Here is a 22,389-nt window from a genome sequence, read left to right as displayed (position 1 = left end):
GCGCGCATAATACGCTCGTTTAAAAAAAACAAAAACCTGTTTCAATCAAGGAATGGGTAACTAGATGGTATCTGTCGGCAGAAAAAGAGCAGGGTGATGTCACCATCACCCTGCTCTGGTGGCTAGTGGTTATGCGCCAGCAGGAACGTCGTGCGCGGTGTTCTTCAGCACTTCGCCCTGATATTTCTCAATTTCCAGCTGTGCCATCTGGCCGCAGTTGCCCTGTGCCAGGTTGGATGAGCCAATATCGAAAGTCAGGCAGTTAACGTTGCCGTTCTTACAGATCGACCCCGGTGTTGACGGATCGGCCGGATCGTACCAGGCCCCTTCGCTGATCCGCACCGCACCTGGGCGCACGTCTTCACTGACAATGGCACCAACCAGGATCTGCCCACGGTCGTTAAACGCCCGCACCAGGTCGCCGTTGGTGATATTGCGCGATTTGGCATCCTCTGGATGGATCAAGATCGCTTCACGGTCGGCCACCGCATACTTCTTACGCAGCGGCGTGTTGTCGAGCTGTGAGTGCAGGCGGTTGGTCGGGTGCGCGGTATTCAGTGACAGCGGGTATTTGGCTGCCTCTGGGCCACGATACCATTCATGCGGCGGCATCCAGGTTGGAATACCTTTGCAATCCAGATACTCCATCTTCGAGATGGCATCGGAGTAGATCTCAATCTTGCCTGAAGGAGTCCCCAACGGATTAAGCAGCGGGTTTTCACGATAATCGGCGAAACGTACCCACTGTTTGTTTTCCTGCGGGATCGGGAAACGAATGTAGTTGTTCGACTCCCAGAACATGTCAAACGGCGGCAGGGCAACGCGGGCGGCGCGGGCCTGCAACTTCATGTCGTCGTACATGCCTTTCAGCCACTGGGTTTCGTCTTTGCCTTCGGTAAAGGCATCCAGCACGCCGAGCTTGGCGGCCAGAGCGGCGAAGATGTCGAAGTCGTTGCGTGACTCATGCTGCGGCGGCACGCACTGATGCATCGGGAATACGTACAGCTGCGAGTAGTCACCGCCCATCTCCAGATCGTTACGCTCATAGCTGGTGGTCGCGGGCAGCACGATATCCGCATGCTTGGCGGTCGCCGTCCAGTACGGTTCGTTAACCACGATGGTTTCCGGGCGCTGCCAGGCTTTGACCAGATTGTTGGTGTCCTGATGCTGGTGGAAGGTATTACCACCGGCCACGTACACCATCTTCACGTCTGGGTAAGTGACATCGGTCCCATTGAAGTGAATGGTCTTGCCTGGGTTGGTCAGGCATTCGGCGATACGAGCCACCGGGATTGGCGTTGGTGAATTTTTCGGTGCATTCCCCGCAGAGATACCGGAGAGGATGCCGCCTTTGGCCGTTGGGCTGCCGCCGGAAGAGTAGTGATAGCTGAAGCCAAAGCCGCCGCCTGGCAGGCCGATCTGGCCAAGCATGGCCGCCACGGTCACCAGTAACCAGTGCTGTTGCTCACCGTGATGCTGACGCTGGATCCCCCAGCCGCCCATGATCATGGTGCGCTGTTTCGCCATATCGCGCGCCAACTGGCGCAGCACTTCGGCATCGACGCCGCTGATATCGGCAGCCCACTCGGCAGTTTTCGGCGTACCGTCGGTTTCACCCAGCAGATAAGCCTGGAACTTGTCGAAGCCTACGGTGTAGGTTTTCAGGAAGTCCGGGTTATGCAGCTTTTCGGTCAACAGGGTGTGGGCGATACCGATCAGCATCGCGCTGTCGGTGTACGGACGCGGAGCGATCCACTGTGCGCCGACATATTTGGCACTGTCGCTGTGCACCGGATCGATGCTGATGATGCGGGTGCCTTTCTTCTTCAGCGCCTCAAAGCCGGTCTGGCCGACGTGGTCGGGTACGTTCCAGCTGTTTTTCAGCGTAACCATCGGGTTACAGCCCCACAGGATCACCAGTTGGCTGTTGTCGATGACGTTTGGCCAGGCGGTTTGCTGTTCGTAAACCTCCATTGACCCCATCACGTGCGACATGATCACCTGTGCAGCACCGGTAGAATAGTCACCGGCGTAGCCAAGGAAGCCGCCGCTCAGGTTCATCAGGCGTTGCAGCAGGGTACGGCTGTTGTGCAGCATGCCCACGCTTTTCCAGCCGTAAGAACCGGCATAGATCGACTGCGGGCCGTGATCTTTTTGCAAACGGACGATTTCGTTACCGACCAGATCGATCGCTTTTTCCCAACTGACGCGCACCCATTCATCGTTGCCGCGCAGCTCGGTGCGGCTGCCAGGGCCGCCTTCCAGCCAGCTTTTACGTACCATTGGGTACTTGATACGGTTTTCCGCATGCACCTGGTGGGGGGCCATGGTGATCAGATCGTTCGGGTAAGGATCGTCTTTGACCGGCAACACGCCGACCATTTTTCCGTCTTGCACGATGGCTTCAAATGCGCCCCAGTGCGCCCCGGTCAGGATGCCTTTCTGCGCCTGACGTAAGGCCACAAATTGTGGCAATGCCTGGCTGATGGCTTCCGCCAACGCCGATTTAGGCCACAGACCCGCAAATAGAGGGACGGCGGCCAGGGCGCTGGCACCGGTCAGGAAACGACGGCGGCTCATGGCCAATGGTTGTTGTTGGTACTTGCTCATTTCGCTTCTCCCTTAACTTTTGGCCGGTGTGGCAGGTTGCATATCGCTGGCATGTTTCTGAACGTACTGCGTCAGAACGCGCAGTTGTTCTTGTGACAGCGAGGTGCGAGGAGCCATACCTTTAATCACGCCGATCCACTGGTTGGCGTTGAAGCGATCAAGGGCGGTCAGGCCGTGGCAGCCGGTACAGTTGGCGGACATCATATCGGCGGTGTAACGCCAGATTTTCTGCTGATCGTCGATCAGTTGCTTACGTGGCAACCACACTTGCAATGAAACCTGATGCCAGACCAGGCCAGTTTCGGCGTCGGTCATCGTGCTGCCGGTTTTCAGCAGTTTGCGCGCGTCTTCGCCCAGCAGGACGCTAAGGATACGTTTACCTTGCGCAGCGTAGAATACTTCGCTGACGCCATCCTGTTGCCAGCCGCTGACGTCAACCAGCACCTTGTCACCTTCCTGTTTCACGACGTGAACTTCGGTTGAAGGCATCAGGTTACCGGCATTATGCGTATCGTCGGCTTTCAGGAAGAACGGTTCGGTAGCGATGGTAAACAGCGTGGTCGCTGTTGGAGAGGTTTCCGCCGCGGCTTTCGCCAGTTCGGCAGCGCCGGCCTGTGCGGCACCGCTCATATCCGGCAGGATATGCGCAACGCCCTTGTGGCAGTCGATACAGGTTTCGCCTTGCTTGATGGCCACCGGGTGTTGAATTCGGGCTTCAGGACGCTGGGCAGTAATATCCATGGCATCGAAGCTATGGCAAGAACGGCAGGTGGCCGAATCGTTTTCTTTCAGCGTTTTCCACACCGATTGCGCCATGGCCAGCTTATGGGCTTCGTATTTTTCCGGAGTGTCGATTTTACCGGTCATTTCGCCGTAAATGTCTTTCACCGCGCGGATCTTGGTCCACAGGTAATCGAGCGGCTCATGAGGGACGTGGCAATCGGCGCATTCAGCGCGGATCCCCTTGGCGTTCTGGAAGTGGACACTGCCTTGATATTCGGCCAGAGGTTGTTGCATGGTGTGGCAGGAGACACAGAAGGCGGTATCGCTGGTTTTATGGAAGACCGTTGCGGTCCCTGCCAGCAGTGCGGCACCGAGAATAATCCCGATCACCAAAATCCAAAGCCATCCCCACCGGCGTCGCTTTTCAAAGCCAGCTTGTTTTTTGCTCATATTGAACCCACTTATAGTTATGAAATACCAAGGAAAAACTTGCCAAAAAGGTTTCGACACCAGGTCAAAAACACCTGGATAAGTATAGGTATTTTCGCAAAAGAAACCTAATACCTTAGGGGTATTTGCAGTGAAAAGTGGAGTGATTGAGCAATAAAGTAGCGTTATATTCTAATTTATATAATGTTCTGCTTGAGATGAACTGAGGAGAAATGACAGGGAATAACGTCACAATATAGGCAGATATACCTGTTGGCTTAACCATAGGTGGATCGCCGTTTTGCTCGCTTCAAAATGGGGCTCCGGCAGGTCGTGCGGGGAGCACCAGCGCCATTCGGCACATTTTTCCGGCTCTTTTAGTTCAGCTTCCCCACCTGGATGCTGAACCAGCATACAGATCGACACCGTATGTTTTCCCTCTGCCCGCCAGGTTTGCAGATTATTGCTGATGCCAATAAAGGTTGGCGGAGCTATCTGCAAACCGGTCTCTTCGGCGATTTCGCGTTGGGCACACTGCTCAAAGGTTTCCCCCGCGTCAAGATGACCCCCGGGGATCGACCAAAAAGGGGCATGGGTGCTGCAGCGTTTCCCCAGCAGGATTTGCCCTTGAGCGTTAACGATTATGACCCCGATACCGGTGGCAACCATGTTGTTATCTTCCTTCAGCACTGTTTCAGCACAGTATGCCATTTTCCCCTTCACATGGGGGCTTTAGCCAGAAAAGTGTGCGTAAGGTCAAAAAACTATCACGTCGAGATCGAGAAAACTTGCTTTCGGTGATAGCTGCTCACACACTCATTGAAACGTTTCAGCGTCATCGATGGCCTGGTTAGGCGATGGGTAACGCTCCTTTTTCTTAACTTGGCTGAAACGATTCAATTCAGCAGGAGAGGAGAACCATGTTCCAGTTGTCACAGCAAGATATTCACCTGGGAGCTGCCGCTAGCGGCAAACAGGAAGCCATCCGGCAGGTAGCGGCAGCGCTTACCTCTGCCGGATGCGTCAGCGCCGCCTATGTTGACGGCATGCTGCAGCGCGAGCTGCAAACCTCTACTTATCTGGGCAACGGCATCGCCATTCCACATGGCACTACAGATACCCGCGATCTGGTGCTGAACACCGGTGTTCAGGTATTCCAGTTTCCACAGGGTATCGAGTGGGGCGAAGGCCAGACGGCCTATGTGGTGATCGGCATTGCTGCGCGTTCTGATGAACACCTGGCATTACTGCGTCAGCTCACGCACGTGCTCAGTGATGACAGCGTCGCCGAACAGCTGGCAAAAACGACTTCAGCCGAAGAACTGCGCAGTTTGCTGATGGGCGAGAAGCTGGCGGCTGAATTCAAGTTTGATGCCTCACTGATTGCTCTTGATGTGGCCGCCGATTCGCTGATGACGCTGCAAGCTTTGAACGCGGGCCGTCTGCAAAAAATCGGGGCGGTTAACGCCCAGTTTGTCAGCGATGTGATCACCCGCAAGCCGCTGAATCTGGGGCAGGGGATCTGGTTGAGTGACAGCACCGAAGGCAACCTGACTAGCGCCGCCACCGTCAGCCGCCCGGCACAGGTGTTTGATGAAGAAGGCGAAAAGGTCGCGCTGTTGCTGACCGTCGCCGTCGCCGATCAACAACCGCTGACGGTGCTGAACTACTTAAGCGATCTGTTAGTGAGCCAAAAAGCTGAACGCTTGCTGAACGCCGATGCGGTGGGCGTGCTGGCGTTACTGACCAGCGAAGTAGCCGAAGAGAGCGCGGTTCTGAGTGCGGAATACGTCGTGCGCAATGAGCATGGCCTGCATGCCCGCCCTGGCACTGCGCTGGTCAACGTAATCAAACAGTTCTCCAGTGAAATTACCGTTACCAATCTCGACGGTAGTGGTAAACCGGCTAACGGCCGCAGCCTGATGAAGGTCGTGGCACTGGGAGTGAAAAAAGGTCATCACCTGCGCTTTACCGCTAGTGGTGACGATGCTGAAGCCGCGCTGAAAGCCATCGGCGAAGCCATCAGTGAAGGTCTTGGCGAGGGTGCAGCATGAGCAGAAGAGTAGCAACCATAACCCTGAATCCGGCTTACGATCTGGTGGGCTTTTGCCCGGAGATCGAACGGGGCGAGGTTAACCTGGTAAAAACTGCCGGTCTCCATGCGGCAGGTAAAGGGATCAACGTTGCCAAGGTACTGAAAGATTTAGGTATCGACGTCACCGTTGGCGGTTTCCTTGGTAAAGACAACCAGGATGGTTTCCAACTGCTGTTCAGCGATTTGGGGATTGCCAACCGTTTCCAGGTGGTCCCTGGGCGTACACGTATCAACGTTAAGCTGACGGAAAAAGACGGTGAAGTGACCGATTTCAACTTCTCCGGTTTTGAAGTGACGCCGCAGGATTGGGAACGCTTTGTGGTGGATTCCCTGAGCTGGCTGGGCCAGTTCGACATGGTGGCGGTCAGCGGTAGCTTGCCTGCCGGGGTTGCACCGGAAGCGTTCACCGAGTGGATGACCCGCCTGCGTGCGCAGTGTCCGTGCATCATTTTTGACAGCAGCCGTGAAGCGCTGGTGGCCGGGCTGAAAGCCTCGCCGTGGTTGGTAAAACCTAACCGTCGTGAACTGGAAATCTGGGCAGGCAAAGCCTTGCCGAAGTTGGAAGATGTGGTGGAAGCCGCTCACGCCCTGCGTGAACAGGGCATTGCCCACGTGGTGATCTCACTGGGTGCCGAAGGCGCGCTGTGGGTTAACGCCTCTGGCGCCTGGATCGCCAAACCGCCAGCCTGTGAGGTGGTCAGCACCGTGGGTGCCGGTGATTCCATGGTCGGCGGCCTGATCTACGGCCTGCTGATGCGTGAATCCAGCGAACATACCTTGCGCTTGGCCACTGCCGTGGCTGCCCTGGCAGTGAGCCAGAGCAACGTTGGCATCACCGATCGTCCGCAGTTGGCCGCGATGATGGCGCGCGTCGATCTGAAACCCTTTAATTAATCGCAGGAGTCAGAATGAAAACGCTGCTGATGATAGACAGTTCGCTCGGGCAGGCTCGTAGCCACCTGGCGAAACGCATGCTTGAGGCCGCTGCGGCCAAAACCGGCCTGACGCTGGTTAACACGGCCAACGAGGCTGAACTGGTGGTGGTAGCGGGTGTTGCTGCACCTGCTGACGCTGAGCTGAACGGCAAACAGGTTTATATCGGTGATGTGGAACACGCGGTGCGTGAACCTGAAGCCTTCCTGGCCACAGCACAGGCGCAAGCCAAACCGTATCAGGCTCCGGCCCAGGCGGTAGCACCGGCAAAATCTGCCGGTCCGAAACGCATTGTTGCCGTTACCGCTTGCCCGACCGGCGTTGCACATACCTTTATGGCGGCCGAAGCCATCGAGAGCGAAGCCAAGAAACGTGGCTGGTGGGTGAAAGTGGAAACCCGTGGCTCCGTCGGTGCCGGGAATGCAATCACCCCAGAAGAAGTGGCTGCGGCCGACCTGGTGATTGTCGCGGCAGACATCGAAGTGGATCTGGACAAGTTTGCCGGCAAGCCAATGTACCGTACCTCGACCGGTTTGGCGTTGAAGAAAACCGCGCAGGAACTGGATAAGGCACAGGTAGAAGCCGAGATCTTCCAGCCGCAAAAAAGTGGCAGCACCGGGAGCTCAGGCAAGAAGAAAGAGAGCGCAGGGCCTTATCGCCACCTGCTGACCGGCGTGTCTTACATGCTGCCGATGGTGGTGGCGGGCGGTCTGTGCATCGCGCTGTCGTTCGTGTTTGGTATCAAGGCGTTTGAAGTCAAAGGTACGCTGGCTGCGGCGCTGATGCAGATCGGTGGTGGTTCGGCCTTTGCGCTGATGGTGCCGGTTCTGGCTGGCTACATTGCGTTCTCCATTGCGGATCGTCCAGGCCTGACTCCGGGCCTGATTGGCGGTATGTTGGCGGTCAGCACTGGTGCGGGTTTCCTTGGCGGTATTATTGCCGGTTTCCTGGCGGGTTACGTGGCCAAGGCCATCAGCGGCAAGCTGCGTTTGCCACCGAGTATGGAAGCGCTCAAGCCGATCCTGATTATTCCGCTGGTTGCCAGCCTGATCACCGGTTTGATCATGATTTACGTGGTGGGCACGCCCGTCGCCAAGATCATGGTTGGCCTGACCAACTGGCTGCAATCGCTTGGCACCGCCAACGCGGTACTGCTGGGCGCAATCCTCGGTGCGATGATGTGTACCGATATGGGCGGCCCGGTTAACAAGGCGGCCTATGCCTTTGGTGTGGCGTTGTTGAGTTCTTCAGTCTACGCACCGATGGCGGCGATTATGGCGGCAGGTATGGTGCCACCGCTGGCGATGGGGCTGGCGACCATTCTGGCTCGTCGCAAGTTCGAGAAGTCCGAGCAGGAAGGGGGCAAAGCCGCGTTGGTGTTGGGCCTGTGCTTTATCACTGAAGGGGCAATTCCGTTTGCCGCCCGTGACCCGATGCGCGTTCTGCCGTGCTGTATCGCAGGTGGTGCTTTGACCGGTGCGCTGTCGATGGCCTTCGGTGCAAAACTGATGGCACCACACGGTGGTCTGTTCGTGCTGTTGATCCCTGGTGCTATCTCGCCGGTGCTGCTGTATCTGCTGGCGATTGTGGCGGGTACCCTGCTGGCGGGCGTGGCCTATGCGGTCCTCAAACGCTCTGAAGCACCGGTAGCCACGGTCGCGTAACGACAACCACAAAATAAAAAACCGGCATCTGAAAAATGCCGGTTTTTTTATGTCTGCAGAAAAATTACTGCTGCGCTTTCAGCCAGGCAATTTCCTCGGCCCAGATATCCGGGTTCACTGTCTCCAGGATCAGCGGGATATTATCAAAGCGCGGGTCGCGCATGATATAGCTGAACACGGTCTTACCGATATTGCCTTCACCCAGGCTGTGGTGGCGGTCAACGCGGCTGCCAAACTCGCTCTTGGCATCGTTAAGATGCATACCGCGCAGGTAGTTAAAGCCCACCACGTCGGCCAGCTCTTTAAACGTCTTCTGGCAATCCTCTTCGCTACGCAGATCGTAACCGGCGGCGAAAGCGTGGCAGGTATCAATACAGACGCCAACGCGGCTCTTGTCTTCTACACCGTCGATGATCGCCGCCAGATGTTCAAATTTGAACCCCAGATTGCTGCCTTGCCCGGCGGTATTCTCGATCACGGCGGTGACGCCCTGGGTTTTATCCAGCACGATGTTGATTGACTCGGCGATCCTTGCCAGGCATTTATCCTCATCGATCTGCATCAGATGGCTGCCCGGGTGGAAGTTCAGCAGCGTCAGCCCCAGTTGCTCACAGCGTTGCATCTCGTCAAGAAATGCCTCGCGGGACTTCTCCAGCGCCTCCGTTACCGGATGGCCGAGGTTAATCAGATAGCTGTCGTGCGGCAGGATCTGCCCTGGGCCGTAGCCGTACTGTGCGCAGGCACTTTTAAACTTGTCTATCACGTCGGCAGGCAGCGGGGCGGCCTTCCATTGACGCTGATTTTTAGTGAACAGGGCGAATGCGGTCGCCTCTAATTCGTGTGCGCGGATCACGGCCTGATCTACGCCGCCAGAAGCGCTGACGTGTGCACCGACAAACTTCATTTTCATTCTCCTGTGTTAACGCTGCCATTATGGCATTGATAAGCGAAGGATTGAATGGCGGGGGCAAAACAAGCAGGCCCGAAAGCTCGGGCCTGAAGAGGGGGGATCACAACAGGTGCTGCACCAACAGGTTGATTGCACCGCCGCCAACGATCAGCCAGACGAACAGCAGCGTCGCCAGCAAGATGGGTTTCACACTAGCCTGACGTACCGCGCTAATGTGGGTGGTCAGCCCTAAAGCGGCCATTGCCATGGCCAGCATCCAGGTGTCGATGGTGATCAGATGCTGTACCAGCGTGGCCGGGATCAGGTTGAACGAGTTCAGCCCGGCAACGGCGATGAACAATACGGCGAACCACGGAATGGTGATGGCCGATTTTTCACTCTTGCTGCCGCTACCGGCCCGGCGGCTGATATAGCCAGACAGCAACAGCAGGAACGGGGCCAGCATCATGACGCGGATCATCTTGGCGATCACCGCCGCGTTTTCCGCATCCGGGCCGATGGCATGGCCAGCAGCAACCACCTGAGCCACTTCATGGATTGTCGAACCCGCGTAGATGCCGAAGGTTTCCTGCGTCAACGGCAGCCACTGGAAGTGCTCATTCAGTTGATACAGCCACGGATAGGCAAAGATCGCCAGCGTACCAAACACCACTACGGTAGAGACTGCGACGGCAACCTTGCTGGAGTCCGCCTTGAGCACCGGCTCGGTGGCCATTACGGCTGCGGCTCCGCAGATGCTGCTACCGGCACCGATCAGCATGGTGGTTTGGCTATCGAGGCCGAACACTTTTTTACCCAACCAGCAGGCCAGCAAGAAAGTGCTGCTCAGGGTCAGGGCATCGATAATGATCCCGCTGGCCCCCACGTCGGCAATTTGCTGGAAGGTTAAACGAAAGCCATAAAGAATGATCCCCAGGCGCAGCAGCCGCTGTTTGGCCAGCTGTACGCCGGTATGGCAGCTAGGCTGCAACCAGGGATAAAGAGTGTTGCCAACCAGGATGCCGAACAGGATCGCCAGCGTCAGGGCGCCTAATCCCAACCCGGCAATCCAGGGAACATCGCCCGCCCAGACCGAAAACGCAGTCAGCGCACCGGTCAGCAGTAAGCCTGGTATCAACCGTGGGAGTCCAAACAGGGGAAAACGCTGTTCGGGATAGGGTTGAGTGCTGTGACTCGCCATGATTATTCTGTCCTCTGCTAAATTCCTGAGTGCAATGATAAAAGCAGGTGACCTAAAAGAGAAATTGATTATATATTTATAACCTATCGGAATAAGTGGTTTATCACCTGGACGGTTCGGCTACGTCGCCAAGCCTAATCCTGTAAACGTGATAACCTTATAAGGCAGGGCGGTGAGCTTACCGACGCCGTGTGACTGTTTTTTTGGTGTTTTAATTTAAATGGTTTTGTCTTTTACCCTATGGATTTCAAGTTGCTGCCAGGCGACAAGCTTGTTCATCCTCAAGAGCTTGCTTTTGTAAGTGACCGGGTGGACAAGCGCAGGTAACAACGCTGCAGCTTGAAAGACGACGGGTATAACCATTCTCTTTATGTCGAGGCTGCTATGCATATCACTTTGCGCCAACTGGAAGTTTTTACCGAGGTGCTGAAAAGCGGATCCACCACTCAGGCCTCAGTGGTACTGGCTTTATCACAATCGGCGGTCAGCGCGGCGCTGGCCGATCTGGAAGGACAACTGAAGGTGTTGTTGTTCGATCGCGTGGGTAAACGTCTGGTGATCAACGAACATGGCCGCTTGCTATACCCCAAAGCGCTGGCTCTGCTGGAACAAGCTGGGGAAATTGAACAGCTGTTCCTGCATGACAGCGGCGCGTTACGTATCGCCGCCAGCAGCACCATCGGCAACTATATGCTGCCAGAGATGATTGCCCACTATCGCAAAGATTTTCCTGCTACTCCGTTGGAACTGAACGTGGGGAATAGCCAGGAGGTGATTGTTGCGGTAGCCGATTTTCGTGTTGATTTGGGGTTGATCGAAGGGCCGTGCCACATGCCTGAGTTGGTCACCCAGCCGTGGCTTGAAGATGAGCTGGTGGTGTTTGCCGCGCCGGATAACCCATTGCTACAGCAACCGGTGACCCTGGCAACGCTGGCCAGTGCCCCTTGGATCCTGCGGGAGCGGGGGTCTGGCACGCGGGAAGTGCTGGATCATTTGCTACTGGCGCACCTGCCAAACTTCCAGTTGGTGATGGAGTTGGGCAACTCGGAAGCGATCAAGCACGCGGTGCGCCATGGTATCGGCATCAGTTGCCTGTCACGTCGCGTTGTGGAAGAACAGCTGGCTAGCGGAGCCTTGGTGGAACTGAGTATCCCTCTGCCGCCATTGATGCGCACGCTGTATCTGATCCATCACCGGCAAAAACACATTTCCAATGCGCTACAGCGTTTCTTGAGCTATTGCGTTGGGCAACATCCGCTCAAGGTGGCATAAAGTCATCATTAGGGCTGCTGCTAATAATTGGCCGCGGATTATGAAGCTATCTTATATCAGGGCAATGTTACTAGTTCGCTGGCGGGTATTTGTTACAATCCGGCCCTCATTTTTGACGAGCAGATAGGGTAAGAATGGCTCAGCAGGATATAAAAACAGCGGGGCAGCAAGCACCCGGATTACGCCGCGAGCTGAAAGCGCGGCATTTAACCATGATTGCCATTGGCGGTTCCATCGGTACCGGCCTGTTTGTTGCCTCTGGCGCAACGGTTTCCCAGGCAGGCCCAGGCGGCGCGTTACTCTCCTATGCATTGATTGGTCTGATGGTGTATTTCCTGATGACCAGCCTGGGTGAGTTGGCGGCGTTTATGCCGGTTTCAGGATCGTTTTCCACCTATGGTGCCAAGTATGTTGAAGAGGGCTTCGGCTTTGCGCTGGGCTGGAACTACTGGTACAACTGGGCGGTGACCATTGCGGTCGACCTGGTGGCGTCACAGCTGGTGATGAACTACTGGTTCCCAGACACGCCGGGCTGGATCTGGAGCGCCCTGTTCCTTGGCCTGATGTTCTTGCTTAACTACATCTCGGTCAAAGGCTTCGGTGAAGCGGAATACTGGTTCTCGCTGATCAAGGTGAGCACGGTAATTATCTTTATCGGCCTTGGCGTACTGATGATTTTCGGTATCTTGAAGGGCGGTGAAAATGCCGGTTGGCATAACTGGACGATCGGCGATGCGCCGTTTGCCGGAGGATTCTCGGCCATGATTGGCGTGGCGATGATCGTCGGCTTCTCGTTCCAGGGCACCGAGCTGATCGGTATCGCGGCGGGCGAGTCGGAAGATCCGGGCAAGAACATTCCACGTGCAGTGCGTCAGGTGTTCTGGCGTATTCTGCTGTTCTATATCTTCGCGATCCTGATCATCAGCCTGATCATTCCTTATACCGATCCAAGCCTGTTACGCAATGACGTGAAAGACATCAGCGTCAGTCCGTTCACGTTGGTATTCGAACATGCTGGCCTGCTCTCTGCGGCGGCGGTGATGAACGCGGTGATCTTGACGGCGGTACTCTCTGCGGGTAACTCCGGGATGTATGCCTCAACCCGTATGCTGTTCACGCTGGCTTCGGAAGGTAAGGCACCACGCATTTTCGCCAAGCTGTCAAAAGGCGGTGTGCCGCGTAATGCGCTGTATGCCACCACCGTTGTGGCGGCGCTGTGCTTCCTTAGCTCGATGTTTGGTAATCAGTCCGTTTATCTGTGGCTGCTTAATACCTCGGGCATGACCGGTTTTATCGCCTGGTTGGGGATCGCCATCAGCCACTACCGTTTCCGCCGCGGCTATGTGATGCAAGGGCACAGCCTGAGCGATCTGCCGTATCAGTCCGGTTTCTTCCCGTTGGGGCCAATGTTTGCCTTCGTGCTGTGCTTGATCATCACGCTGGGGCAGAACTATCAGGCCTTCCTGGCGGACCGTATCGACTGGTACGGCGTGACGGCAACCTACATCGGTATTCCACTGTTCCTGATTATCTGGTTCGGTTATAAGCTGACGCGCGGCACCAAAGTGGTGAAGTACAGCGAAATGGAATTCCCGAAGTGGAACCCTGATAAGTAAGTGATTAACACTAGACGCGGCGGGTTACCGCCGCGTTATCTCCCCGTAAAAATCCCCCCGTTAAACGCTAACCAAAAAAAGGGCCGCACGATGGCAGCCCCTTGTTACAAACTATGCTCGGCAATCAGAAGTTGTAAGTCATGCCCACGGTATAACGACGGCCATCCAGCGTGGTGTTGTAGTGTTCGTAATCCACGGTTTTATCCAGAATGTTGTAAACCCCGCCGCTAAGCTGCAGGTTTTTAAGCGCCTGGTAACTCACCCCGGCATCAACAAAGGTATAGGATGGCGTGCTGACCGCCATTGAGGTACGGCTCAGGTATTCCGAGGTTTCGCTGCGGAAGTTAACGCGTGACCACAGGCCGAGATCCTCAGTGGCTTGCCAATCCAGCACGCCGTTGATCATGTGCTTCGGCATCTGGTTCAGCGCCTTGCCCTGGAACTCACCGCTCTTTTGTTCAGACTCGGTAAAGGTGTAGTTGGTGCTCAGCTTCCAGTCTTCGGTGATCTGCCAGCCGGTGGTCACTTCGATACCGCGCATATTGGCTTTATCCACGTTGACGCGGTCGCTGACGAAATCATAAGTGGTGTTACCGATGGTGCAGGCCGGATCCTCTGAACTATTACAGCGGCGAACTTCGGTGATCTTGTCTTTGAAATCGGTGTTGTACAGGGTGATGCCTGCGTTCAGCCCCTCCTGGTTATCCCACAGTATGCCGACCTCTTCACTGATGCTCTTCTCTGGTTTCAGATTCGGGTTACCCACGATGATGCCGTTGCTCACGCCACCGCCGGTGATCTGACCCCAGTTTGCAGAGGACTGGCGCAGGTCTGGCGAGCGATAACCCGCAGAAACCCCGCCTTTCACGGTCCACATCTCTGTCAGGTGCCACACGCCATACATGCGCGGTGTCCAGTGGCTGCCGTAGTTCTGATCGCGATCCATACGGATCCCGGTGGTCAGGCTGAAATCGTTGGTCAGCGCCCATTCGTCTTCGGCGAACAGCGCCCAGCTCCAGCGGGTCAACTGGTCTAAACCGTCAGCTGCTTCCAGCTGGTTGCCACCGTCTTGCAATTTCTCGTAGCGGTATTGCCCGCCGAGGTTCAGCATGTGGGAGCCAAGGTCAAACTGGGTCTGGGTATTGAAGATGGTGTTGTACATCTTCATGTTACGCCCGGGGTTATTGGTCTCTTCGCGCTGAATGTAGCTGGTGCTGTTACCAAAGTCGTAATAGCCGTTATGGGTGATCGAGTAGTTATTACGGGTATACAGGTTGTCGCTGGAGGAGTTCGGCTTACAGACGCCTTTGCGGCAGTTTTCTAATGCTACGGACTTACCCGGCGTGCTGTTGCGATCCTGCAGGGAACGGCCGATTTCGAAATCAAAATCGTTCTTTTCATCCGGCGTCAGGCTGAATACCGCCGTGCCGCTGCGCATACGCTGTTCGTTAAAGCCATTGGTGAAGTGGTCTTCCCCACGATGGGAGAACAGACCATTCACCCGCAGGCCAAGTAGCCCCTCGATCAGCGGGCCGGAGGCGTAGGCGTTGGTCTGGTAGATATCACCGGAATCCCGATCTTCCTGAATGGTGGCATCGCCTTGCAGGGAGCCAACCCAGTCTTTAGTGGTCGAGGTTTTACGCGTGATGATGTTGATCACCCCGCCCATGGCATCGGAGCCGTAGAGTGAAGACATTGGCCCGCGTACCACTTCAATACGTTCAATAGCCTGCAATGGCGGCAACCAACCTTGCTCGATACCGGCATTATCGCTGTTAGGGCGGGTGCCACGCGTATCGACACGTTTACCATCGATCAGGATCAGCGTGTATTTGGAGGACATACCACGAATGCTGATATCGCTGCTGCTGGCACCGCCGGTTACCACCACGCCCGGCACGTCTTTCAACGCATCGGTGACGTCACGGTAGGCGCGGGTTTCCAACTGTTGGCGGGGGATCACCGAAATGGTGGCCGGTGAATCTTGAATTCTCTGCTGGAAACCGGAGGCGGTGACCACCATGGTATCTTCAGTTTGTGCCAGAGCGCTGCCGCTGGCGAGTGATGCGAGGATTAACGCGGTTAAAGTGTTATAGCTTGGCTTTTCCATGGGTTAAATATTCCCGTCCCGAGGTCAACAGGTTTTCCTGTTAGTTGTTTGATTTAAAAGAATATGTTTTCACGCTGCCGCGAGAATTTCCGTTGCGTGAGTAAAACGTCAGGCCATTGTAAGGAAATTGACAGAAATGTAAATGCAAATGATAACTCGTATCATTTGTATATTTGATCAGTAATGTATTGAAACCAGAGGAAAAGGAGGGGGATAGCCCGGCGCACTGCAGTGGTGCGCCGGGGGGAGGTCAGCGTTTCTGGATGTAAGTGATCGCCAGTGCCAATGCCAGCACCAGCCCTTTAATGATATCCATGGCGTAGTAGGGCACGGAGAGCATCACCAGGCCGTTTTGCAATACGCCCAGGATAATCGCGCCAACCAGGGTACCCAGAGCATTAGGCTTGCCGGAGCCCGCCAGGGAGAAACCGATATAGGCTGCTGCTACCGCATCCATCAGGTAACCGCCACCAGCGTTAACCTGTGAGGAACCGATACGTGACGCCAGCAAAATACCGCCAAGGCCCGCCAGCAGGGAGGAAAGCACGTATGCGGTAACCCTGTAACGTACCGTGCGGATACCGGAAAGCCGGGCGGCCTCCGGGTTACCGCCGATGGCATACATCCGGCGGCCATGCTTGGTCAGCGACAGGAAAAGCTGCATGATCACCGTCACCGCCAGCATAATCAGCACGATCACCGGCACCTGGCCCAGCGTGGAAAACACCTCTGGGATCACGCCTTCGGCCATATCCCCGTTCGGCAGCACCATATTCTGGGTGATGGAGCCGCCGTAGCTGTAGGTCATGGCCACGCCCTGGATAACGAACAGACTGGCGAGCGTGGCGAGCATATCGGGGATCTTCAGCACCACGATCAAAAAGGCATTGAACAGGCCGACCAGCGTGCACAGCAGCAGCGTCAGCACGATGGCACCGGTAGTGCCGAAGCCGTACCAGGCAAACAGCGAGATCACCAACGCATTAGCCAACGACGCCGTTGAGCCGACGGAGAGATCGAAGCCGCCCACCGAAAGTGAGATCGACACGCCAATGGCAATCACCGTCACGATGGCGATCGAACGCAAAATGTTGATGATGTTGTTGGCATCGAGGAAATTGTCGGAAGCCAGGCCAAACAGCGCGATCAAGGCGACAACGGTGAGCAACATCCCCCATTTATACAAAAACTCAAACAGCTGGTGGCGCCAGGGCAGAACGCTTTTCAGGGATAATTCTTTACTCACGCAGGAGTTCCTCCGGTGGAATACAGTAATAGGGTCTCTTCATCAATATCGGCGGCGCTGAGTTCCGCCACCACGCGGCCATCCCACAGCACGCAGATACGGTCGCACAGGCCCACCAGCTCGGAAAACTCGCCGGAAGCATAGATAATGCCTTTGCCGTCACGTGCCAAACCGTCGATCAGCCGGAACAGATCCTGTTTGGCCTTGATATCTACGCCTTTGGTGGGTTCGTCAAAGATCAGCACCTCGGCGTTGCCGCGTAACCATTTGCCGATCGCCACTTTTTGCTGATTGCCGCCAGACAGGCGAGCCAGCTTTTGCTGTGGGCCTGAGGCCCGCACGCCAAGCCGTTGCATAATCTCTAACGCCCAGCGCAGTTCGCGACGGCGGCTGAACAGGCTCCAGCGGGAGAAGCTGTCATCGGCGCTGACGCTGAGGTTCATCGGGATGGCTTCGTTGATAAAAATGCCTTCCTTGCGGCGCTCTTCCGGCACCAGTGCCAGGCCTTGTTCTACCGAAAGATGTGGCGAATGCGGTGCCCAGGGTTTGCCGTGCAGCTCTCCCTGCGTCAATTTACTGGGGGCTGCGCCGAATAACGCTTTGCAAAGCTCGGTCTTACCTGCGCCCGCCAGCCCGGCAATGCCTAGGATCTCCCCTTGATGCAGGGTTAAAGAGACGTCACGCAGTTTATGGCGATCGTGCAACCCCTCTACCCGCAGCAACGGGCGCGAGCCGTGCGGTGGGCGGGGAGCCGGAAAGATATCGTCCAGCGAATGGCCCAGCATTTTTTCGACGATCTGCTCACCGCTCAGGCCCTGCATGCTGCCTTCACCGGCATGACGACCGTCGCGCAGGACCGTCAAATGGTCGCAGACGGTTTTCAATTCGTGGATGCGGTGGGAAATAAACACGATGCCGATACCTTCGGCGCGCAGGCGGCGCACGATGTGGAACAGGCGTTCGCTCTCATTGCTGTCTAGCGGGGCCGTCGGCTCATCAAGCACCAGAAAACGGCAGCGGTGGGATAGCGCCCGGGCCAGCAGCACCTGCTGTTTCTCCGCCAACGTACAGGCTTCCAGGCGTTGGCGTGGGTTGATATTCAGCCCAAGCTGCTGCAACAGCGCGGCGGCCTGACGATGCAACTGCCGCCAGTTCAGCAGATGGCCCGGCTGATTGAGCCAGTCCAGCATGATGTTTTCCGCGACGGACAGCGTGGGGATCAGAGCCACATCCACCTCCTGCTGCACCACCTGGATCCCGTGCTGGCGGGCCTGCAGCGGCGAATGAATATCGACCTTTTGGCCGTCGATAAAAATTTCACCCTGGTAGTGGTTATGCGCGCCGGAGAGAATGCCCATCAGCGTGGATTTACCCGCGCCGTTGGCCCCCACCAGCGCATGGGTCGAACCGCCTTGCAGCGTAAAATCGACGTTTTGCAGAGCGTTGAACCCGGCAAAGGCGATGGAGATATTGCGCATCTCCAGGCGTGAAGCGGTGTTGGTCGGCATAGTTTGGCTGAAGACGTTGCGCCCCTCGTGTTTCAAATCGCGGCGTGGTGGCGGCAACGTGAAATTCATTTGGATGTATAGACGGCTAAAGAAACTCTTTTGTAACACGAATTGCCATTTTTGCAACATGCAAAATGCGCTTAACCCGATAAAAGCGGCTTGGCGGGGGGATCAGAACCCTAAGCGATCGCGCAGGGCATAGTAGGCGGCCCCTAGCGCGGTAAATGGCACCTGTAAATGGCGGCCACCGAAGAACGGCAAATGGGGAAGTTGGGCGAAAGCATCAAAGCGTTCCGCGTCGCCGCGCAGCACTTCGGCAATCAGTTTGCCTGCCAGATGCGTCAAGGTCACGCCGTGGCCGCTGTCGCCTTGCAGGTAGTAAACGTTATTTTCCAGGCGGCCAAACTGTGGCATGCGCGACAGGGTCAGCAGGAAATTGCCGGTCCAGCGGTAATCGATGCGCACCTTCTTCAACTGCGGGAAGGTTTTGAGCATCAAGGGCCGGATCCTGGCCTCGATATCCGCCGGATCCTGTGCGCCATAGACTACGCCCCCGCCGTATAACAAACGGTTGTCTGCCGTCAGGCGAAAGTAATCCAGCAGATAGTTACAGTCTTCAACGCAGTAATTATCCGGCAACAGGGAAAGGGCCATATCCGCAGATAAAGGCTCGGTGGCAATGATTTGTGACCCGCAAGGCATGCTCAGACGGCCGAGGCGGGGTTCCAGCTTTTCCCCCAGATAGGCGTTGCCTGCCAGGATCACCAGACTGGCGCTGACGGAGCCAAGAGCAGTGTGTAGCTTGGCGGGCTGACCATAATCGATATGGGTGACTGCCGATTGTTCAAATAGCCGCCCGCCGTGGCGGCGCACCGCTTCGGCCTCGCCCAGCGCCAGATTTAACGGATGCAAATGGCCACCTTGACGATCCAGCAGCCCGCCGACATAGCGTTCGCTGGCAACGGTGCGGCGCATGGTTTCCCCGTCCAGCAGTTCCAGTTGCGTGTGGCCATAACGCTGCCAATGCGCCATTTTCTCTGTTAACGCGTTGAATTGTTTGGTCGTTAAGGCGGCGGAAACCGCGCCGGGGCGATAGTCACAGGCGATGGCGTAGCGATCGATTCGCTGGCGAATGATCTCCGCGCCTTCAAACATCATGCTGCCGAGCATTGCCGCGGTCTGCTGGCCGTAGCGAGCCTCAATCACATCGATATCGCGGCTGTAGGAGTTGACCACCTGCCCACCGTTGCGCCCACTGGCTCCCCAACCGATGCGGGCGGCTTCCAGCACTACCACATCGTAACCGGCCTCGATCAGGTGCAGAGCGCTGGAAAGTCCGCTAAAACCGCCACCGACGATACAGACATCGCAGCGGATAGCCTCGTTCAACTGGGGATAAGGAGCGTGGGGGTTAGCGCTGGCGGCATAATAGCTGGCAACATGTTCCATCATCACTCCTCCGGCGGATCTTGTCAGAAGGTGGTTGGGGTGTGCGCGCTGACGATCTTGCAAACGCGCGTTGAGGTATTGCTGAAGCTGTGGGGCATACCGGTGTTGATGGCATAGCTCTGGCCAGCGGTCAGCAGATAGGTCTGGCCGTTGACCGTCAGCATAATCTCCCCCTCCAGCAGCGTGCCGATCTCTTCGCCCTGATGTTTGATCTTCTCACCGGTGGTGGTGCCCGGTTGATAGGTCTCCAGCATCATGGCCAGGCTGCGGGTAGGGCTGCCGTTATGCACCAGCTTCATCGAAACGCCTTGGCTGCCGATCTCGATCAGATCGTCCGGCTCGATCACCACTTTGGGTTCATCTGGCCGTTCAGGTTCAGCAAAAAATTCAGACAGCGATAGCCCATAGACCTTCAGCAGCTTCTGTAGCGTACTAATGGCAGGGCTGACTTTGTCCTGCTCAATGGTGCTGATGGCGCTGTGGGTTAATCCGGACAGTTCGGCGACCCTGCGCTGTGACAAACCCAAGTGCTGACGGATCTGCGACAGGCGCTTGCCTGGTGCCAAGCTGACTTCGCTCATAGCGGTAGTTCCTTCTGATAGGAGCGACAGGTTGGGATCACACCCGGAGCCGGGTACCTGTCTGAGTGATATCGAAACCACATGATATCGGTAGTTGGGCGGTCGTTGTAAAATATATTGCCCATGTTTCCCCCTGGTCTGGCGGAAGAAATTCTGTACCAACAAAGCGCAAACAACGCCTTTTCGGTCAATATTTTATCAATTTAGCAGTCCCTGGCGAATAATCAAACGCCATTGTAACATTTGCAAACCATTTATGTTAAAGCTATGTTTCATATTATGGGTGTTATTTTGAGCGCCAGCCTGTGGCGCACTCTACAGAGAAATCAAACCATGTGTTAAGTCAATCGGCAAGCGGATGCGAAGGCATTCCCAAGAGCACAACGGCAGGTGATGTATGCAAACCAATAGCGCAGTAGTAGAAGATTTTGCACAGCATAATGAAGAAAGGCGAAGTAGCGCGTTCCAAAGTGAGGTTGCTCACTATTTGGAACGCCATCCTGCCACGCAGTATATCGATATCCTTCTCACCGATCTCAATGGTTCCTTCCGCGGTAAACGCATTCCCGTCTCCGGGTTGAAAAAAGTTGAAAAAGGCTGCTATTTCCCCGCCTCGGTGTTCGCTATGGACATTTTGGGCAACGTGGTCGAAGAGGCCGGATTGGGCCAGGAACTGGGCGAGCCGGATCGGATCTGCATGCCCGTGCCCGGTACGCTGACGCCGTCGGCGGCAGATCCGCAACACGTTGGCCAGGTATTGCTGACCATGCTGGATGAAGATGGTACTCCCTTTGACGTTGAACCCCGCAATGTACTGAACCGAATATGGCAGGCGTTGCGCCAGCGCGGACTGTTCCCGGTGGTAGCGGTAGAGCTGGAGTTTTATCTCATCGATCGACAGCGAGACTCGGCCGGTTATCTGCAGCCGCCGTGTGCACCAGGCACCCAGGAGCGCAACGTACAGAGCCAGGTCTATTCGCTGGATAACCTCAACCATTTTGCTGGGGTGCTCAACGACATCGACACGCTGGCACAGATGCAAGGGCTACCGGCGGATGGTGCGGTGGCTGAAGCTTCCCCCGGCCAGTTCGAAGTAAACCTGAATCACACCGACAACGTGCTGCAAGCCTGCGATCATGCGCTGGCGCTGAAGCGGTTGGTGCGCCAGGTGGCCGAACATCACCATATGCATGCCACCTTTATGGCGAAACCTTATGAGGATTACGCGGGGAGTGGCATGCACGTCCATCTCAGCGTGGTAGACAGTGCGGGGAAAAACCTGTTTGCCGAAGCGGATGGCGAAGACTCGGCGCTGCTTAAGCGGACATTGGCCGGCATGATCTCCCTGATGCCCGCATCGATGGCGGTGTTGGCACCCAACGTGAATGCGTTCCGCCGTTTCCAGCCGGGGATGTATGTGCCGATCCAGGCGTCCTGGGGGCATAACAACCGTACCGTGGCGTTGCGTATTCCCTGTGGCGATGCGCAGAACCACCGCGTGGAGTACCGCGTTGCCGGTGCCGATGCCAACCCTTATCTGGTGGTGGCGACAATCCTGGCAGGGATGCTGTACGGGCTAGACACCGAATTACCGCTGCCTGAGCCGGTGACTGGCAACGGTTTGGAGCAGGAGGGGTTACCGTTCCCGATCCGCCAAAGCGATGCCCTGTACGAATTTGAGCATCAGCACGAACTGAAGCACTACCTCGGTGAACGCTTTTCACGGGTTTATCACGCCTGCAAAATGGGTGAACTGATGCAGTTTGAGAGATTGGTGACGGAAACCGAGATCGACTGGATGCTGAAAAATGCCTGATCTCAGGTACCCTGATGGCAATGAAGGGCCTTTTTCCTGATATTAAGCAAAAGAATTTGTATTAGAAGGTTTCAGGATCTTGTCTTTCTGTGATCTTATGGCAAAATACGCGAAATGCAGATAGCCGACGTTTTAACGCGTCGGTTATTTTTTTTTGCATTATGTTTTACCAACGTGTGTTTCATACATCAAGCGAGGCCGGACATCGAGCCGGATAGATAAATAGGTTCGTCGCGATCAACCAAAA

At 56.0% G+C, this 22,389-nt stretch carries 16 protein-coding genes; 6 read left to right on the top strand and 10 right to left on the bottom strand.

Going from position 1 to position 22,389, the window contains the following annotated elements; genetic code table 11:
- Window positions 1-129: 129 nt before the first annotated feature.
- The 3 genes from torA to IMQ33_RS13195 all read right to left on the bottom strand — a co-directional run bounded on the left by torA (window position 130) and on the right by IMQ33_RS13195 (window position 4,473).
- Window positions 130-2,610, bottom strand: a complete 2,481-nt coding sequence (torA, locus tag IMQ33_RS13205) for a trimethylamine-N-oxide reductase TorA (protein WP_024484968.1) — start codon at window positions 2,608-2,610, stop codon at window positions 130-132.
- A 12-nt stretch (window positions 2,611-2,622) separates the two neighbouring features.
- Window positions 2,623-3,783 carry a NapC/NirT family cytochrome c gene (locus IMQ33_RS13200; RefSeq protein ID WP_024528057.1) on the bottom strand — a complete coding sequence of 387 codons (1,161 nt, stop codon included), beginning with the start codon at window positions 3,781-3,783 and terminating at the stop codon, window positions 2,623-2,625.
- Between the two features lie 228 nt (window positions 3,784-4,011).
- A complete protein-coding gene (locus IMQ33_RS13195) occupies window positions 4,012-4,473 on the bottom strand; it encodes an NUDIX hydrolase (protein ID WP_370571704.1) in 462 nt (153 codons plus the stop codon).
- Window positions 4,474-4,682: 209 nt separating this feature from the next.
- Here IMQ33_RS13195 and fruB point away from each other — a divergent pair, with 209 nt between their 5' ends.
- The 3 genes from fruB to fruA are packed head-to-tail and all read left to right on the top strand — an operon-like array spanning window position 4,683 to window position 8,454.
- A complete protein-coding gene (fruB, locus tag IMQ33_RS13190) occupies window positions 4,683-5,816 on the top strand; it encodes a fused PTS fructose transporter subunit IIA/HPr protein (protein WP_196061521.1) in 1,134 nt (377 codons plus the stop codon).
- A complete protein-coding gene (gene fruK / locus IMQ33_RS13185) occupies window positions 5,813-6,751 on the top strand; it encodes a 1-phosphofructokinase (protein WP_065683219.1) in 939 nt (312 codons plus the stop codon). The genes fruB and fruK overlap by 4 nt, the downstream gene beginning before the upstream one ends.
- Window positions 6,752-6,765: 14 nt before the next feature.
- Window positions 6,766-8,454, top strand: a complete 1,689-nt coding sequence (fruA, locus tag IMQ33_RS13180; RefSeq protein ID WP_196061520.1) for a PTS fructose transporter subunit IIBC — start codon at window positions 6,766-6,768, stop codon at window positions 8,452-8,454.
- Window positions 8,455-8,518: 64 nt separating this feature from the next.
- On the opposite strand, the gene nfo is transcribed toward fruA, so the two are convergent.
- A complete protein-coding gene (gene nfo / locus IMQ33_RS13175) occupies window positions 8,519-9,358 on the bottom strand; it encodes a deoxyribonuclease IV (RefSeq protein WP_065683221.1) in 840 nt (279 codons plus the stop codon).
- A gap of 106 nt (window positions 9,359-9,464) precedes the next feature.
- A complete protein-coding gene (locus IMQ33_RS13170; RefSeq protein ID WP_196061519.1) occupies window positions 9,465-10,544 on the bottom strand; it encodes a YeiH family protein in 1,080 nt (359 codons plus the stop codon).
- Window positions 10,545-10,928: 384 nt separating this feature from the next.
- Between IMQ33_RS13170 and yieE the strand changes: the two genes are divergently transcribed.
- The gene (gene yieE / locus IMQ33_RS13165) at window positions 10,929-11,816 is read left to right on the top strand and encodes a DNA-binding transcriptional regulator YeiE (protein ID WP_065683222.1); all 888 of its coding nucleotides are present in this window, start codon (window positions 10,929-10,931) and stop codon (window positions 11,814-11,816) included.
- A gap of 134 nt (window positions 11,817-11,950) precedes the next feature.
- The gene (locus IMQ33_RS13160; protein WP_024484976.1) at window positions 11,951-13,432 is read left to right on the top strand and encodes an amino acid permease; all 1,482 of its coding nucleotides are present in this window, start codon (window positions 11,951-11,953) and stop codon (window positions 13,430-13,432) included.
- A 124-nt stretch (window positions 13,433-13,556) separates the two neighbouring features.
- Here IMQ33_RS13160 and IMQ33_RS13155 read toward each other — a convergent pair whose 3' ends face one another.
- The 5 genes from IMQ33_RS13155 to puuR all read right to left on the bottom strand — a co-directional run bounded on the left by IMQ33_RS13155 (window position 13,557) and on the right by puuR (window position 20,326).
- The gene (locus IMQ33_RS13155) at window positions 13,557-15,542 is read right to left on the bottom strand and encodes a ligand-gated channel protein (RefSeq protein ID WP_074028251.1); all 1,986 of its coding nucleotides are present in this window, start codon (window positions 15,540-15,542) and stop codon (window positions 13,557-13,559) included.
- Window positions 15,543-15,792: 250 nt separating this feature from the next.
- On the bottom strand, window positions 15,793-16,788 hold the full coding sequence (locus IMQ33_RS13150) for an ABC transporter permease (RefSeq protein ID WP_024484978.1): 996 nt from the start codon (window positions 16,786-16,788) through the stop codon (window positions 15,793-15,795).
- The gene (locus IMQ33_RS13145) at window positions 16,785-18,296 is read right to left on the bottom strand and encodes a sugar ABC transporter ATP-binding protein (protein ID WP_065683380.1); all 1,512 of its coding nucleotides are present in this window, start codon (window positions 18,294-18,296) and stop codon (window positions 16,785-16,787) included. Before IMQ33_RS13145 ends, IMQ33_RS13150 begins: the two co-directional genes overlap by 4 nt.
- 171 nt (window positions 18,297-18,467) lie before the next feature.
- The gene (locus IMQ33_RS13140; RefSeq protein ID WP_161712370.1) at window positions 18,468-19,748 is read right to left on the bottom strand and encodes an FAD-binding oxidoreductase; all 1,281 of its coding nucleotides are present in this window, start codon (window positions 19,746-19,748) and stop codon (window positions 18,468-18,470) included.
- Window positions 19,749-19,768: 20 nt separating this feature from the next.
- Entirely contained in the window at window positions 19,769-20,326 is a 558-nt protein-coding gene (gene puuR, locus IMQ33_RS13135; protein WP_021805845.1) for an HTH-type transcriptional regulator PuuR, read from the bottom strand.
- A 397-nt stretch (window positions 20,327-20,723) separates the two neighbouring features.
- Between puuR and IMQ33_RS13130 the strand changes: the two genes are divergently transcribed.
- Window positions 20,724-22,142, top strand: coding sequence for a glutamine synthetase family protein (locus IMQ33_RS13130; RefSeq protein ID WP_065683226.1), 1,419 nt, complete (start codon window positions 20,724-20,726; stop codon window positions 22,140-22,142).
- Window positions 22,143-22,389: the final 247 nt, after the last annotated feature.

Source organism: Serratia sp. Res13-Sevr-LER1-36-b (assembly GCF_015673035.1).
Lineage (GTDB): Bacteria > Pseudomonadota > Gammaproteobacteria > Enterobacterales > Enterobacteriaceae > Chania > Chania fonticola_C.
Note: the sequence above shows the minus strand (reverse complement) of the source record. Positions and strands in the feature narration are given on the sequence as shown.